Origin of the sequence: Branchiibius sp. NY16-3462-2 (genome assembly GCF_001594145.1) — a bacterium.
Lineage (GTDB): Bacteria > Actinomycetota > Actinomycetes > Actinomycetales > Dermatophilaceae > Branchiibius.
The window spans coordinates 46382-61908 of record NZ_LVCF01000033.1 but is presented as its reverse complement, the minus strand read 5'-3'; the positions used below and the strand labels follow the sequence as shown (position 1 = coordinate 61908).

General features: G+C 68.4%; 10 protein-coding genes. 8 read left to right on the top strand and 2 right to left on the bottom strand.

All coding sequences use genetic code 11. From position 1 onward, the window contains the following. The first annotated feature begins 7 nt into the window (after positions 1 to 7). Positions 8 to 898, top strand: a complete 891-nt coding sequence (pdxS, locus tag AZH51_RS09015; protein ID WP_291523407.1) for a pyridoxal 5'-phosphate synthase lyase subunit PdxS — start codon at positions 8 to 10, stop codon at positions 896 to 898. Between the two features lie 9 nt (positions 899 to 907). Here the strand turns inward: pdxS and AZH51_RS09010 are convergent, their stop codons facing one another. Then, positions 908 to 1684, bottom strand: a complete 777-nt coding sequence (locus tag AZH51_RS09010; RefSeq protein WP_291523405.1) for a tyrosine-protein phosphatase — start codon at positions 1682 to 1684, stop codon at positions 908 to 910. An 81-nt stretch (positions 1685 to 1765) separates the two neighbouring features. On the opposite strand from AZH51_RS09010, the gene AZH51_RS09005 reads away from it, so the two are divergent. The 3 genes from AZH51_RS09005 (at position 1766) to pdxT (ending at position 5860) form a co-directional block, all read left to right on the top strand. Next, on the top strand, positions 1766 to 3172 hold the full coding sequence (locus AZH51_RS09005) for a sigma 54-interacting transcriptional regulator (protein WP_291523403.1): 1407 nt from the start codon (positions 1766 to 1768) through the stop codon (positions 3170 to 3172). Continuing rightward, positions 3172 to 5133: a VWA domain-containing protein gene (locus tag AZH51_RS09000; RefSeq protein WP_291523401.1), complete on the top strand. Its 1962-nt coding sequence runs from the start codon at positions 3172 to 3174 to the stop codon at positions 5131 to 5133. Before AZH51_RS09005 ends, AZH51_RS09000 begins: the two co-directional genes overlap by 1 nt. A gap of 115 nt (positions 5134 to 5248) precedes the next feature. Next, entirely contained in the window at positions 5249 to 5860 is a 612-nt protein-coding gene (gene pdxT, locus AZH51_RS08995) for a pyridoxal 5'-phosphate synthase glutaminase subunit PdxT (RefSeq protein WP_291523399.1), read from the top strand. On the opposite strand, the gene AZH51_RS08990 is transcribed toward pdxT, so the two are convergent. Next, positions 5857 to 7206, bottom strand: a complete 1350-nt coding sequence (locus AZH51_RS08990) for an MFS transporter (protein ID WP_291523398.1) — start codon at positions 7204 to 7206, stop codon at positions 5857 to 5859. The genes pdxT and AZH51_RS08990 overlap by 4 nt on opposite strands. A 301-nt stretch (positions 7207 to 7507) precedes the next feature. On the opposite strand from AZH51_RS08990, the gene nirB reads away from it, so the two are divergent. From nirB to AZH51_RS08970, 4 genes are read left to right on the top strand one after another with little or no spacing between them, the layout of a single operon-like run. Then, a complete protein-coding gene (gene nirB / locus AZH51_RS08985; RefSeq protein WP_291523396.1) occupies positions 7508 to 10162 on the top strand; it encodes a nitrite reductase large subunit NirB in 2655 nt (884 codons plus the stop codon). Beyond that, on the top strand, positions 10159 to 10536 hold the full coding sequence (gene nirD / locus AZH51_RS08980) for a nitrite reductase small subunit NirD (RefSeq protein WP_291523394.1): 378 nt from the start codon (positions 10159 to 10161) through the stop codon (positions 10534 to 10536). The genes nirB and nirD overlap by 4 nt, the downstream gene beginning before the upstream one ends. Beyond that, on the top strand, positions 10533 to 11654 hold the full coding sequence (locus AZH51_RS08975; protein ID WP_291523392.1) for a uroporphyrinogen-III synthase: 1122 nt from the start codon (positions 10533 to 10535) through the stop codon (positions 11652 to 11654). The genes nirD and AZH51_RS08975 overlap by 4 nt, the downstream gene beginning before the upstream one ends. Further along, the gene (locus AZH51_RS08970) at positions 11651 to 15478 is read left to right on the top strand and encodes a bifunctional nitrate reductase/sulfite reductase flavoprotein subunit alpha (protein ID WP_291523390.1); all 3828 of its coding nucleotides are present in this window, start codon (positions 11651 to 11653) and stop codon (positions 15476 to 15478) included. The genes AZH51_RS08975 and AZH51_RS08970 overlap by 4 nt, the downstream gene beginning before the upstream one ends. The last annotated feature ends 49 nt before the right edge of the window (positions 15479 to 15527 follow it).

The window sequence follows — 15527 nt, the reverse complement described above, 5'->3', positions numbered from 1 at the left end:
TGGTCGTATGACGAACGAGACGACGGGCACCGCGCGGGTCAAGCGCGGGATGGCCGAGATGCTGAAGGGCGGCGTCATCATGGACGTCGTCACCCCCGATCAGGCGAAGATCGCCGAGGATGCCGGTGCCGTCGCGGTGATGGCACTCGAGCGGGTCCCGGCCGACATCCGCGCCCAGGGCGGCGTCTCGCGGATGAGCGACCCCGACATGATCGACGGCATCATCTCCGCCGTCTCGATCCCGGTGATGGCCAAGGCCCGGATCGGTCACTTCGTCGAGGCGCAGGTGCTGCAGAGCCTCGGGGTGGACTACATCGACGAGTCGGAGGTGCTCACCCCCGCCGACTACAGCAACCACATCGACAAGTGGGAGTTCACGGTCCCCTTCGTGTGCGGTGCGACCAACCTGGGTGAGGCGTTGCGCCGGATCACCGAGGGTGCAGCGATGATCCGCTCCAAGGGCGAGGCCGGCACGGGTGATGTGTCGAACGCGACCACCCACATGCGGCAGATTCGCCAGGAGATCCGCCGGTTGACGTCGCTGCCGGAGGATGAACTGTTCGTGGCGGCCAAAGAGTTGCAGGCGCCCTACGAACTGGTCAAGGAAGTGGCAACGCTCGGGAAACTGCCCGTCGTGCTCTTCACCGCCGGTGGCATCGCGACCCCCGCCGACGCAGCGATGATGATGCAGCTGGGCGCCGAGGGCGTGTTCGTCGGATCCGGCATCTTCAAGAGCGGCAACCCCGCCGAGCGCGCCGAGGCCATCGTGAAGGCCACGACGTTCTACGACGACCCCGACGTGATCGCGAAGGTCTCGCGCGGGTTGGGCGAGGCCATGGTGGGGATCAACGTCGAGGAGATCCCGCAGCCGCACCGCCTCGCTGAGCGCGGCTGGTAGGCGGAGGGGTCAGGGGGCGGTCAGCCGGTCGCGCAGTTGCCCGACCTCCTGCTCGGACCACCCCTGCTCACGCAGCCATCCGGCGGCCCCGCCCCAGCCGTCGGCCAGTGCGGTGAGGATCGCCAGGGCCGAGTCCGCGTGCGGCGTCTGATCAGCCAGGGTCTGGGTCGCGAGCGCTTCGCCGTACGACGGACGCCGCGAGAGTCGCTCGATGATCGCGGCGAGACGCTCCTGGGTCAGGGCGTAGTCCGCAGCGATCTCGGCGTGCGGTACGCCGGCGACGTCCAGGGCCATGGCCACGACGGTCCCGGTGCGATCTTTGCCCGCCGCGCAGTGCACGACGGTGGTCCCGGAGGCGCCCGTGATCGCCGAGAGAGCTCCGGAGACCGAGTCCGGTCGGTTCTCGAGATAGCCCAAATAGTTGCGCGCCCAGAAGTCGGCCCCCCGGGTCCGGCGGGGCGTCGTGCCCAGTGCCCGCTGCGCGACGTGCTCACTCGATTCGTCCGTCCGCTCGCGCAGCAGCGAATGATGGTGATGGGTCACCGTGCTGACCTCACGCATCGGTCCTGGTCCCTCCAGGCGCAGCTCCCGGTCCGCCCGCAGGTCCACGATGTCGGTGACGCCGAGGTCGTCGACGAGCCGACGGACGTCATCCTGCGTGAGGTCCTGCAGATTGTCCGAGCGGATCAACCGACCGAACTGGGTGCGTCCGCCACCAGCGGTCGGCAGCCCGCCGATGTCGCGCATGTTGACCAAGCCATCGAGATCGATCCATCGTTGCGTCACCCACAAATCGTAGGCACCCTGCGGAGGGTGCTTCCGGAAAGGGTGGTTCATGAGACCGGCCCGCAGCGTAGCGTTCGACACGTGACAACCCCTGATCGCTCCGATCCGCCGGCCATCAGCACGCTCGGGCAGCTGCGGGCAAGCGGGCACGAATACCGCACCGTTCGCCAGGAACTGCGCGCCAACCTGCTGGCGGCGCTGGCCTCCGGCCGCGATCCGTGGCCCGGCATCCAGGGGTTCGACGACACCGTGCTGCCCCAGCTGGAGCGCGCGCTGCTTGCCGGTCACGACATCGTCCTGCTGGGTGAACGCGGTCAGGGCAAGACCCGGGTGCTGCGGACGCTGCCCTTGCTCCTGGACGAGTGGACCCCCGTCATCGAGGGTGCCGAACTGGGCGAGCACCCCTACGACCCCATCACGACCGAGTCCATCCGCCGCGCGGCCGAACTCGGCGACGACCTGCCCGTGGCGTGGCGGCATCGCTCGGAGCGGTACGCCGAAAAGCTGGCTACCCCTGACACCTCCGTAGCCGACCTGGTGGGTGACGTTGATCCGATGAAGGTCGCGCAGGGGCGCAGTCTCGGCGACCCGGAGACCATTCACTTCGGACTGATCCCGCGGGCGCACCGCGGCATCGTGGCCATCAACGAACTGCCCGACCTGGCCGAGCGGATCCAGGTCGCGATGCTGAACGTGATGGAGGAGAAGGACATCCAGATCCGTGGCTATCTGCTGCGTCTGCCGTTGGACGTGCTGGTCGTCGCCAGCGCCAACCCGGAGGATTACACCAACCGCGGCCGGATCATCACCCCGCTGAAGGACCGTTTCGGTGCGCAGGTGCGCACGCACTACCCGCTGGACCTTGCCGGCGAAGTGGCCGTTATCGAGCAGGAGAGCGAGGTCGTCGCGGAGGTGCCCGCGTCCGTTCTGGAGGTCATCGCCCGCTTCACCCGCGCGCTGCGCGAATCCTCCGCGATCGACCAACGCTCAGGTGTGTCAGCACGATTCGCGATTGCCGCGGCAGAAACGGTCGCCGCAGGCGCTCTGCACCGGGCCGCAGTGAACGGGGAGGATGCCGCCGTTGCCCGGGTCGTCGACCTGCCCGACGTGCTGGAGGTGTTGACCGGCAAGGTCGAGTTCGAGTCCGGCCATGAGGGCCGGGAGCGACCGGTCCTGGATCACCTGCTGCGCACCAGCATCGCCGACACGGTCCGCGGCACGTTGGCCGGAGTCGATCTGGCGTTGTTGGTGGCCGCCATCGAGGACGGCACCCAGATCGAGACCGGACCCCGCACGCCCGCCGCCGAGGTGCTGGAGCAATTGCCGCGGATCGGCGAGTCCGATCTCTACGACCAGATCGAGCAGCGGTTCGAAGCAGCAACCCCTGGAGAGCGGGCCAACGCCATCGAGTTCGCGCTCGAGGGCCTCTACCTGGCTCGGCGGATCGGCAAGGACGCCGACGAAGCCGGCCACACGACGTACGGCTGATGGTCAGTCACCGCGGCGACAGTCGCTACCACCGGTACTCCGGCGGCCCGGATCCGCTTGCGCCACCGGTCGATCTGGCCGAAGCCCTGGACGCGGTCAGCGAGAGCGTCATGGCCGGATACTCCGCGGACCGCGCGCTGCGCGAGTTCCTGCGGCAGGGTCCGAAGGGCCGGCAGGGTCTGGACGAGCTGGCCGCGCAGGCGATGCGCCGACGCCAGGATCTGCTGCAGCGCAGCAACCTCGGCGGCACGTTCGACCAGATCCGGCAGCTGTTGGACCAAGCCGTCCTGGCCGAGCGCAAGCAACTGGCCCGTGACCTGGACGACGACGCCCGGTTCGCCGAGATGCGGATGGAGAACCTGCCGCCGTCGCCGGCCGCCGCGGTCACCGAGCTGGGTGACTACTCGTGGCGCAGCTCGGAAGCACGGGAGAAGTTCGAGCAGATCAAGGACCTATTAGGCCGGGAAATGCTCGATCAGCGCTTCGCCGGGATGAAGCAGGCCCTGGAGAACGCGACCGACGAGGATCGCCAGCAGGTCAGCGAAATGCTGTCCGACCTCAACGATCTGCTGAGCAAGCACGCCCAAGGCCAGGACACCTCCGAGGACTTCGAGCAGTTCATGGCCAAGCACGGCCAACACTTCCCGGAGAACCCGCAGAACATCGAGGAACTGCTGGATTCCCTGGCCCAACGGGCGGCTGCGGCACAGCGGCTGCGCAACTCGTTGACGCCGGAGCAACGCGCGGAACTGGATGAACTCGCCGCTTCGGCGTTCGGCTCGCCGGAGTTGATGTCGCAACTGTCGCAGTTGGATTCGCTGTTGCAGGACCTGCGCCCGGATGCGGGCTGGGGTGGTTCGGAAGCGATGGATGGCGAGCAGGGGCTGGGTCTGGGTGACGGCACCGGTGTGCTGCAGGAGGTGGCCGCGCTCGATCAGCTCGCCGAGCAACTGTCGCAGTCCTACGCCGGCTCCCAGATGGCCGACCTGGACCTCGACGCCCTCGACCGCCTCCTCGGACCGGAAGCCGCCGAAGCGGCCCGGCACCTGCAGGAGTTGGACGCCGGGATGCGCCAACGGGACATGCTCAACAAGGACAGCGAAGGCGACCTGCGCCTGTCGCCACGGGCGATGCGCGAACTCGGCAAGACGTTGCTGCGCGACATCACCCGGTCGTTGTCCGGCCGGGACGGTTCGCGCCAGGCGATGCGGGCCGGCCTCGCGGGGGAGGCGACCGGCGCGAGCAAACCGTGGGCCTTCGGTGACACCGAACCGTGGGATGTGTCCCGCACGATGACCAACGCCGCGGTGCGACGTGCCGTTGACGGCGGGCCGATGCTGGTCATGGACGACGTCGAGGTGCAGGAGACCCAGGAACGCACCCATGCCGCCGTCGCCCTGCTGGTCGACACGTCGTTCTCGATGGCCATGGACGGGCGCTGGCTGCCGATGAAACGCACCGCCGTCGCGTTGCATCACCTGATCCAGACCCGCTTCCGCGGCGACCAACTGGAGTTGATCGCGTTCGCCCGGCACGCAGAGCGGATGCCCATTGACACCCTGACTTCCCTTGCGCCCGAGTGGGATAAGGGCACCAACCTGCACCATGCGCTGTTACTGGCGCAGCAGTTCTTCCGCAAGCACCCCGCGTCACAGCCGGTGTTGCTGATCGTCACTGATGGCGAGCCGACCGCGCACATCGAACCCGACGGTGAGGTGGCCTTCGCCTATCCGCCGCACCCGCTGACCGTCGCCTACAGCGTGCGGGAGTTGGACGCTGTGACTCGTCTGGGCGCGCATACGACGATCTACCGGCTGGGGGAGGACCCCTCCCTGGAGCGGTTCTTGAAGCAGCTCGCGGACCGTGTCGGTGGCACGGTCGTCGCACCGGAACTGGACGACCTCGGGGTTGCTGTGGTGGATGGCTACCTGTCCAACCGCTCCTCGCAACGTCGCCGATAGCGTGTGCAGCAGACGCGCGGGTTATCGACACCTGCTCGGCTGATAACCCGCGCGTCTGTCGGTACCCCGCGCAGCTGGTGGGCAGGCCGGTCCGGGGCCGGGCTAGTCTGCGCTCGTGACTTCGATCGGGGTGCTGGCGTTGCAGGGCGATGTGCGAGAGCACCAGCGCGCGCTGCAGGAGGCTGGTGCCGACGCCCCCGCGGTACGTCGACCGGCTGAGTTGGCGGCGATCGACGGCCTGGTCATCCCCGGCGGTGAGTCGACGACCATCGACAAACTCATCACGACCTTCGAACTGCGAGAACCGTTGCGGCAGAGGATTGCTGACGGGATGCCGGTCTATGGTTCGTGTGCGGGGATGATCCTGCTGGCGGCCTCAATCCTGGACGGACGTCCCGATCAGGAACCACTGGCCGCGATCGACATGACGGTCCGCCGCAACGCCTTCGGTCGCCAGGTCGACTCCTTCGAAGCCGACCTGGCGGTGACCGGGGTGGGCGGCGACCCGATGCGGGCGGTCTTCATCAGGGCACCGTGGGTGGAGTCCGTCGGTGCAGGAGTCGAGGTCCTTGCCAGCGTGACGGGACCGGATGGCGCAACCCATCCGGTCGCCGTACGTCAGGGCCACGCCTTGGCCACCTCGTTCCATCCTGAGGTGACCGGCGACCATCGGGTGCACGCGCTGTTCGCCCGGATGGTGCGCGCCGCCTCGAACGACGCGGCCTAGATCCGCTCGGGCGCCATGGCCGACCCGCGGCGGGCGTAGACCGCCCAGGTCAGCGTCATCAGCACCAGGTAGACGATCGTCAGGTTGATCAGGCCCTGGTGCAACCCGAAGATGGCGAAGTTGCGGGGGATCAGGAACGAGCCCAGCGCGCCCACAGCTCCGGCGATACCGATGGTGCCCGCGGACAACCGGCGCGCCCGGGCATGGCTCGCTGCGTCGTGGTCGCCGACGTGGTAGACCGCCGGGATCATCCGGTAGACGCTGCCGTTGCCGATCCCCGAAGCGGCGAACAGGACCAGGAAGAGCGCCAGGAAGACCGCGAACGGCACCTTGCCCAGGCTCGCGACCAGGGCGATGGAGCCGGCAGCCATGACCGCGAACGCGCCGATGGTGATCCAGCGACCACCGAACCGGTCGGCCAGCATGCCGCCCACCGGCCGGACCAGGGCACCCACGACGGCACCGATGAAGACGATCTGCAACGGGATGTGCGGGTAGAGGTCGGACGTCAGCTTGGGGAAGGTGAAGGACAGGCCCAGGAACGAGCCGAAGGTGCCCAGGTAGATCAGCGAGAGGATCCAGTTGTGGCGGTAGCGCGCGGCCATGGCGAAGGTGCCGAGGTCGGCGTGCGCACTGGAGAGATTGTTCATGGTGAAGTACGCGAGGACCGCTGCCCCGAGGACGAGCGGGATCCAGATCAGCCCCGCGCGGTACAACGCGATCCCGGCGCCACCGGTCGCGATGACGAAGGGCACGACCAGCACCACGATCCCCGAGCCGATGTTGCCGCCCGCGGCGTTGATGCCGAGTGCCCGGCCGCGTTCGCGCTGCGGGTAGAAGAAGGAGATGTTGACCATCGACGATGCGAAGTTGCCGCCGCCAAGGCCGGCCAGGCTGGCCACCAGGAGCAGGACCCCGTAGGGCGTGTCCGGATGCTGCACGACCCAGGTGAGCCCGGTGAGCGGGATCAGCAGGAGCAACGCCGACACCACGGTCCAGTTGCGACCACCGAAGATCGGCGGCATGAAGGTGTAGAGAATCCGCAGGGCGGCACCCAGCAGACCCGGCAGCGCGATCAGCCAGTACAGCTGGTTGTTGGTCAGGTGGAAACCGGCCGCCCCGAGCTTGGGCACCACGATGCTCCAGATACCGAGGGTGACGAAGCCGAGGAACTCGGCGAAGACGGAGCCGATCAGGTTACGGCGCGCGATGGGTCGGCCGACCGACTCCCATTGGGCGGTGTTCTCCGGGTCCCAGCCGTCGATCCAGCGCCCGGGCCGCAGGTGCAGGCCGGACGCGTCAGGGAGCTGTGATGTGTCCTCCACAGAGGATGAGGTGGTGGTCATGAGGGTCCTTTCCGAGATGAACTGCGCCGGCTGATGCGAAAGTGCCTGCAGCGCAATGTGATTCATGGGTGTGATACGAATATCCGGCGACGTTGCTCGGAAGGTGATGACCGAAAAACTAGAAGTCGCTGGTTTCGCCGATAGACGCGTTCCGTAACCGACGCGCAACGTTCTCCTCACTGCAATAGGGCTCGCGCTGTGAGTCCTCACACCGCGCGACCAGCGCGTGTGAGGCAGTTGTTTCATCACGGTTACCTGCAGGCGCATCCCGGCGAAACACGACAACGCCACCGTTGATGGCATGGAACGCAAGAAGTTGATCGTGGTCGGCGCCGGGATGGTCGCCCGCCGGGCAGTGGAAGCACTGGTCGAGCGCGGCGCCACCGAGGAGTACGACATTGACGTGTTCGGCGAGGAGTCCCGCCCGCCGTACGACCGGGTGGCACTGACATCGTTCTTCACCCATTACGACCCCGATGCGCTGCTGCTGGGCGACCAGGAGCTCTGGTCGCGCCCCGGCGTGCGCCTGCGCCGCAACCTGCGGGTCACCGAGATCGATCGCGTGGAGCAGTGCGTCACCGCTGGTGGGGTGCGCTACCCCTACGACACGTTGGTCCTGGCCACCGGGTCCTACGCGACCAAGCCGCCCATCCCGGGCAACGACTTGACCGGTTGTTTCGTCTACCGCACCGTCGACGATGTCGCCGAGTTGCGCGCCTACGTGCAGCAGCGCGGCAAGTCGCTACGCCGCGACGTACGCGGTGTGGTCGTCGGTGGCGGCCTGCTCGGCCTCGAAGCCGCCGGAGCGCTGCGCGAACTGGGTGCCGAGTGCACGGTCGTGGAGTTCGCCGACCGCCTCATGCCGCTGCAGGTCGACGCGGCCGGCGGCGAGGGCCTGCGCCGGCTGATCGAGCACCTGGGCGTCCAGGTCCGGACCAGCACCGCCTCCAGTGCGGTCAAGGCCAACCGGCACGGTCAGGTCTCCGGTGTCACCTTCGCTGATGGCGAGCGGTTGCCGGTCGACGTCGTGGTCTTCGCGACCGGCGTGCGGCCCCGTGACGAACTGGCGCGCGAAAGCGGGCTGGAGGTGCACCCGCGCGGTGGCGTGATGGCCGACGAGGCCTGCCGCACCAGCGACGAGAACATCTACGCCATCGGCGAAGTCGCGTGCATCGCGGACCGCGTGTGGGGTCTGGTCGGGCCCGGCTACACGATGGCGGAAGTAACCACTGACCGCATCCTGGGCGGCGAGGCGACCTTCACCGGCGCCGATCTGTCGACCAAGTTGAAGTTGATGGGGGTGGACGTCGCCAGCTTCGGCGACGCCTTCGCCACGACCCCGGGCTGCTTGGAGGTGGCGTACGCCGATCCGGTGGCCGGGGTCTACAAGAAGCTGGTCATGAGTGATGACGCCCGCACCCTGCTGGGCGGCATCCTGGTCGGCGACGCCACGGCGTACACCTCGCTTCGTCCCATGGTCGGCGCGGATCTGGGCGGCGACCCGTCGGCGTGGCTGCTCCCGGAGGGTGCCGCGCCGGCCTCTTCGGCGGCGCTGCCCGACGAGGCGATCGTCTGCTCGTGTAACAACGTCTCCGCCGGCACCATCCGCTGCGCCGTCTCCGAGGGCGGGTGCACCGACCTCGGCGGCGTCAAGGGCTGCACCAAGGCCGGAACCAGCTGCGGCTCCTGTGTCCCGCTGGTGAAGAAACTCATGGATGCCGAGCTCACCGCGGCCGGTGTCCAGGTCAGCAACGCCCTGTGCGAGCACTTCGACGTCAGCCGCGCCGAACTGTTCGAGATCGTGCAGCTGAGCGGTATCACGACCTTCAGCGAGTTGCTGGCCAAGCACGGGCGCGGCAACGGCTGCGACATCTGCCGACCCGTGGCCGCCTCGATCCTGGCCAGCCGGCCCGGTGCGCACGTGCTCGACCCGGCGACCTCGGCCCTGCAGGACACCAATGACCACGTGATGGCCAACCTGCAGAAGGACGGCACCTATTCGGTCGTCCCGCGCATCCCGGGCGGGGAGATCACCCCCGAGGGCTTGATCGTGATCGGCCAGATCGCCAAGGACTTCGATCTCTACACCAAGATCACCGGTGGTCAGCGGATCGACCTCTTCGGCGCCCGGATCGAGCAGTTGCCGGTGATCTGGCAGCGGCTGATCGACGCCGGCTTCGAGTCAGGACACGCCTACGGCAAGAGCCTGCGGACGGTGAAATCCTGTGTGGGACAGTCCTGGTGCCGCTACGGCGTGCAGGACTCGGTCAGCATGGCGATCCTGCTGGAACTGCGCTACCGGGGTCTGCGCTCGCCGCACAAGATCAAGCTGGGCGTCTCCGGCTGCGCCCGTGAGTGCGCCGAGGCCCGCGGTAAGGACGTCGGCGTCATCGCCACCGAGAACGGCTGGAACCTGTACGTCGGCGGTAACGGTGGATTCACCCCGCGGCACGCCCAGCTGTTCGCCGAGGACCTCGACGACGATGCGCTGATCCAGGCCATCGACCGGTTCCTGCTGTACTACGTGCGCACCGCCGACCGGCTCCAGCGCACCGCACCGTGGATCGAGTCCATCGAGGGCGGTATGGCGCACGTGCAGGACGTCGTCCTGCACGACTCCCTGGGGATCGGCGCGGAACTGGACGCGGCCATGGCCAGCCACGTCGCGGCGTACCGCGATGAATGGGCGGAGGCGTTGGCCGACCCGGAGAAGGTGAGCCGGTTCACCTCGTTCATCAACGCACCCCAGACCCCGGATCCGGATCTGGCCTATGTGCCCGAGCGCGGCCAGAAGCGGCCCGCCGGACCGGTGCTGATCGCGGAGGGAACCATCCCCGTACGTCGATCCGAACCTGCGTCGGACGCCCCACCGAGCGCTGAAGCCGGGCAGAATGGCTCTACATCCGCACGTCGCAACGGCGCGACTCTCGCACTCAACCGGGAGGAGCAGTCGTGACCACCGTGGATACTGCGGCAACGGACACCCAGACGGCCGGCACATGGACGCAGGTCTGTGCCGTCGATGATCTGTGGATCGATCGAGGGTCGGCCGCGCTGGTCGGCGGACAGCAGGTAGCGCTGTTCCGATGCAGCGACGACGCGGTCTACGCCGTCGGGCACCGCGACCCGTTCACCGGGGCCAACGTGATGGCCCGCGGGCTGGTCGGCAGCAGGGCAGGGGTGCCGACCGTGGCCTCCCCGCTGCACAAGCAGACGTTCAGCCTGCAGACCGGTGAGTGCCTCGACGACCCGACGCAGGCGTTGCCGGTATGGCCGGTCCAGATCCGCGATAACCAAGTCTGGGTGCTCGCACCGTCCGACGCCGGATGAACTCCCACCCGCCAGTGCTCGCCGGCACCCGCATTCTGGTGACGGCACAACGGCGTTCGGCCGATCTGGCCAGCGCGCTGCAGCGTCGCGGTGCCCAGGTCGAGGTAGCACCTGCGCTGGGCGTGGAGTCGCACATCGACGAGCCCTCCCTCATCGCGCGCAGCCGGGCGCTGATTAAGAACCCCGCCGACATCGTGGTGGTTACCACCGGCGTCGGCTTCAGCAGCTGGCTGGAGACTGCTGAGACGGCGGGTCTGCTACCGCAACTGGAGAAGGCGCTGCGCCAGGCGCGGATCGTCGCCCGTGGCCCGAAGGCGCGCGGCGCTATCCAGGCCGCCGGGCTCAGCCCGGACTGGGTCGCCGAGTCGGAGACGTCTGCCGAGATGGGGGAGTTCCTGGTCGCCGAGGGGGTCGAGGACCAACGCATCTTCATCCAACAACACGGGGCCGGTGACGACGGTCTGACCGGCACGCTGACCGATGCCGGAGCAACGGTGACGACCCTGGTCATCTATCGCTGGGGACCGCCTCCGGATCCGGACGCTCTGCGCCGCTCGATCCTGGAAACCGCTGCGGGACAGTTCGATTGCGTTACCTTCACCTCGGCGCCGGCGGCAGCCGCCTGGATCCAGGAAGCGCAGGACTGCGGTGTCCTGGGGGACGTCCAGGCCCTCGTAGCGGCCGACCGGCTGCTGGTGGCAACGGTCGGACCGATCACCGCGGCACCACTGGTGGCGGCCAAATTGTCGCCGCTGGTGCCTGATCGGGGCCGGCTGGGAGCCCTCATCCGGGCCGTCGTCCTGTTCTACAGCGACGAGGACCACGCGACCGAGGTGGTCGACGGGCAGCTGCGGGTACGCGCCTCGGCCGCGACCCTGGACCACGTGGTTCTGCCGATCTCCCCGAGCGGGCTGGAGGTCTTGCGACTCCTGGCCTCCCGACCGGGTGCCGTCGCCTCCCGCGAAGACCTGCTGGAGGTGTTGCCCGGTGACTCGGCCGACCCCCATGCCGCCGAAGTGGCCGTCGCACGGCTGCGGGAGAGCCTGGGCAACCTGCGGGTCGTGAAGACCGTGGTCAAGCGCGGCTACCGCCTCGATGTGGTGCAGGAGTCCTCGTGAGCACCGAGGTCCACAGTGTCTGCGGCTACTGCGGTGTCGGCTGCGGGCTGACGGTCCGCCGGGACGGTGACGCGGCACCGACGTTGGCCGGCCGACCGGACCATCCGGCCAACGCCGGACGGCTGTGCACCAAAGGCACCACGACGCTGGAACTGATGCGTGGCGGTGGCCGGATGGCCAGCGCGAGTCGGCGGCCGGATCGCACAGCGCAACGGGCCTCAGTCGGTCTCGACGACGCCCTGGATGCTGCTGCGGCGGGTCTGCGCGCGGCCATCGACGAGCACGGTCCGGACGCCGTCGGAATCTACGTGTCGGGGCAGATGTCCCTCGAATCGCAATACCTGGCAACGAAATTGGCCAAGGGGTTCGTGCGCACCACCAACCTGGAGTCCAACTCCCGGTTGTGCATGGCCAGCGCCGGAACCGGTTACAAACAGTCCCTCGGCGCCGACGGGCCGCCCGGCTCCTACGACGACTTCGACCACGCCGACCTGTTCCTGGTCATCGGCTCCAACATGGCCGACGCGCATCCGATCCTCTTCCTGCGGATGATGCAGCGGGTGGCGGCAGGTGCCCGGCTGATCGTCGTCGACCCACGACGTACCCGCACCGCCGAGGCGGCGAACCTGCACCTGCAGATCGCACCGGGCACCGACCTGGCGCTGCTCAACGGCCTGCTGCGGTTGCTGGTCGACGCCGACGCCGTCGACCACCAGTTCATCGCCGAGCACACCACCGGCTGGCCGGAGGTGGTGGACCTGCTCGCCGACTATCCCGTCGAGCGCGTTGCGGACCTGACCGGCCTGGCGGTCGATGACCTGCGCACCGCCGCTACCTGGATCGGCGAGTCGGCCGACTGGATGACCTGCTGGACGATGGGCCTGAACCAGTCGACGCACGGCACCTGGAGCACCAACGTCATCTGCAACCTGCATCTGGCGACCGGTGCGATCCTGCGTCCCGGCAGCGGACCGTTCTCCCTGACCGGCCAGCCCAACGCGATGGGTGGCCGGGAGATGGGTTACATGGGACCGGGCCTGCCCGGTCAGCGATCGGTACTCGACGCGGACGACCGCTCCTACTGCGAGCGCGAGTGGGGGTTGTCCGACGGCACAATCCGCACCGAGATCGGCCGCGGCACCATCGAGATGTTCCGGGACATGGCCGCCGGCCAGATCAAGGCCGCCTGGGTGATCTGCACCAACCCGGTGCACTCCGTGGCCAACCGGGCCACCGTCATCGAAGCGCTCGAGCGCTGCGAGCTGGTGATCGTCCAAGACGCTTATGAGCGCAACGAGACCATCAGGTACGCCGATATCACGCTCCCAGCGTCCCTGTGGGCTGAATCGGAGGGCGTGCTGGTCAACTCCGAACGCACGCTCAACCTGGGCCAACCCTTCGCCGAGGCTCCGGGCGACGCCCGCCCCGACTGGTGGTTGATCGCGCAAGTGGCCCAACGCATGGGCTACCCCGGTTTCGACTACACCACCGCCGAGCAGATTTTCGACGAGCTACGCGAATTCCACAATCCCGCAACGGGATACGACCTGCGGGGCATCACCTACGACCGGTTGCGCGAGCAGCCGATCCAGTGGCCCAGCCCGCCGGCGGACACGCAGCAGCGCCATCCGATCCGCTACCTCAACGATGGTCGCAGCCAGACCCTGTTGGCCCGTTCGGACGGCTCGATCCCGGCCGTCGCCTTCCCACGCCCCGACGGCCGGGCCGCCTTCCTGGCCCGTCCGCACCTGCCGCCGGCGGAGTTGCCCGACGACGAGTTCCCCATGGTCCTCAACACCGGCCGGTTGGCCCACCAGTGGCACACCATGACCAAGACCGGCAAGGTTCCGACCCTCAACCGGCTGAACCCGGCTCCGTTCGTGGAGATCCATCCCAGCGACGCCGCCCGGTTGCAACTGGCCGACGGATCGCCGGTCCGCCTGACGACCCGCCGGGGTGAAGCGGTGCTCCCGGCGTTGAGCAGTGACCGGGTCCGGGAGGGCTCGTGCTTCGTTCCGATGCACTGGGGCGACGAGTACGGCGATCTGCTCTCGATCAACGCGTTGACCAACGACGCCACGGATCCGCTGTCACTGCAACCGGAGTTCAAGGTGTGCAGCGTGCGGCTCGAACCCTCCCTGGTGCCGTCCGCCATCGCGGCACCAGCGCCCGCGGTCGACGCGGCGCCGGTGGACAAGGGCGCGGTCCAGATCGCGTGGGCCTCCCAGACCGGCACCGTCGAGGACTACGTGCCGGAGTTGGTGCAGCAGTTGGCAGATAGCGGCGTGCGGGCGGTTCCCGTCAACATGGCCGCCCTGACGACTGCTCACCTGGCCGGGACCGTCCTCTTCGTCACCAGCACCACCGGCGATGCCGAACCGCCCGATGACGCAAGGGATTTCGTGGACTTCCTGCGCAGCGCGGACCACCCGACCCTCGGCACGTTGCAGTACGCCGTGTTGGCCTTCGGTGATCCCGCCTACCGGTCGTTCTGCGGGTTCGGGCGGGCTCTCGACGAGCGGCTGGGCGAGGTCGGCGGGACTCGGTTGACGCAGCGCGGGGAGTGCCCGCCGGACTACGACGCGGCCGCGCAGGCCTGGGTGACGACCGTCGTGGGAGCACTGCGAGCATCCGGCCGGGTGCCGCACGGTGGGGCAGCAACCGCCCACGAGCGCACCGCGGAAGGGGCAGCGGCGAGCGGGAGCCAGCGACCGGCGTACGGGAGGAAGAACCCGCTGGAGGCCCGGCTACTGGCCAATCCCGTTCTGGGGCAGGAGGGTTCAGCCAAGGAAGTACGCCGCGTGGCGTTCGACCTGCCCGCCGGCACCCTCAGCTACGAGGCAGGCGACGCTCTCGCGGTGCTGCCGCACAACAACCCGGCGTACGTCGAGGAGTTCCTGACCGTGTGCGGCCTGAACGGCGACGAGCACGTGAGCGTGAACGGCGCCGGCCTCCTACTGGCCGACGCGCTGGCGACGCGCCTGGAGATCTGTTCGATCACTCCGCAGGTGGTGGCGTTCATCGCCGAACGCCGCGGGGACGAGGAACTGCAGAGCGCCAGCCGGTTGGACAGCGAGGCCTTCACCCGGTGGCGGTGGGGTCGGCAACTGGTCGACCTCCTGCACGAGCACCCCGTCCGCGCGACCGGCGCGGAATGGTTGGAGGTTCTCGACGGCCTGACCGCCCGGCAGTACTCCATCTCCTCCAGCGCCCAGGAGGATCCGCGGCGGGTGGAGATCACCTGCTCGGTGGTGCGCTTCCAGGGGGCGAGATCGCGCCGTGGCGGGGTGTGCTCGACGTACCTGGCCGATCGCGCCGACGAATCGGTGAGCATCTACGTCCAGCGGCAACGGCACTTCCGCCCGCCCGCGGACCGGTCCGCCCCGGCGATCATGATCGGTCCCGGCACCGGTGTGGCACCGTTCCGTGGTTTCCTGCGCGAGCGCCGGGCGGCCGGGCACGACGGGAGCAACTGGTTGCTCTTCGGCGAGCAGCACGAGGCCACCGACTTCTACTACCGGGACGAATGGGGGGAGTTGCTCGCGGACGGCACGCTGACCAGGTTGGACACCGCGTTCTCCCGCGACACCAGTCGCAAGATCTACGTGCAGGACCGGATCCGCCAGCACGGCGAAACCATGTGGCAATGGCTGGAGCAGGGCGCGCACGTCTACATCTGCGGTGACAAGTCCCGGATGGCTCCCGACGTCGAGGCAGCGCTGTGCTCGGTGGCGGTCGAACACGGCCGGATGGGTGCCCACCAGGCCCAGGACTGGTTGCGCGAGTTGTCCAACCAGCGGCGCTACGCGCGTGACGTCTACTGAGTGCTGACGCGGTCCCGCCCCGCCGTTCCCTTTAGACTGAGCCACGCTC

Excerpts from the sequence above, each read along its gene's own strand:
- pdxS (WP_291523407.1), top strand. The coding sequence starts at position 8 with ATGACGAACGAGACGACGGGCACCGCGCGGGTCAAGCGCGGGATGGCC.
- AZH51_RS08975 (WP_291523392.1), top strand. The coding sequence starts at position 10,533 with ATGAACTCCCACCCGCCAGTGCTCGCCGGCACCCGCATTCTGGTGACG.
- AZH51_RS08990 (WP_291523398.1), bottom strand. The coding sequence starts at position 7,206 with ATGACCACCACCTCATCCTCTGTGGAGGACACATCACAGCTCCCTGAC.
- nirB (WP_291523396.1), top strand. The coding sequence starts at position 7,508 with ATGGAACGCAAGAAGTTGATCGTGGTCGGCGCCGGGATGGTCGCCCGC.
- AZH51_RS09000 (WP_291523401.1), top strand. The coding sequence starts at position 3,172 with ATGGTCAGTCACCGCGGCGACAGTCGCTACCACCGGTACTCCGGCGGC.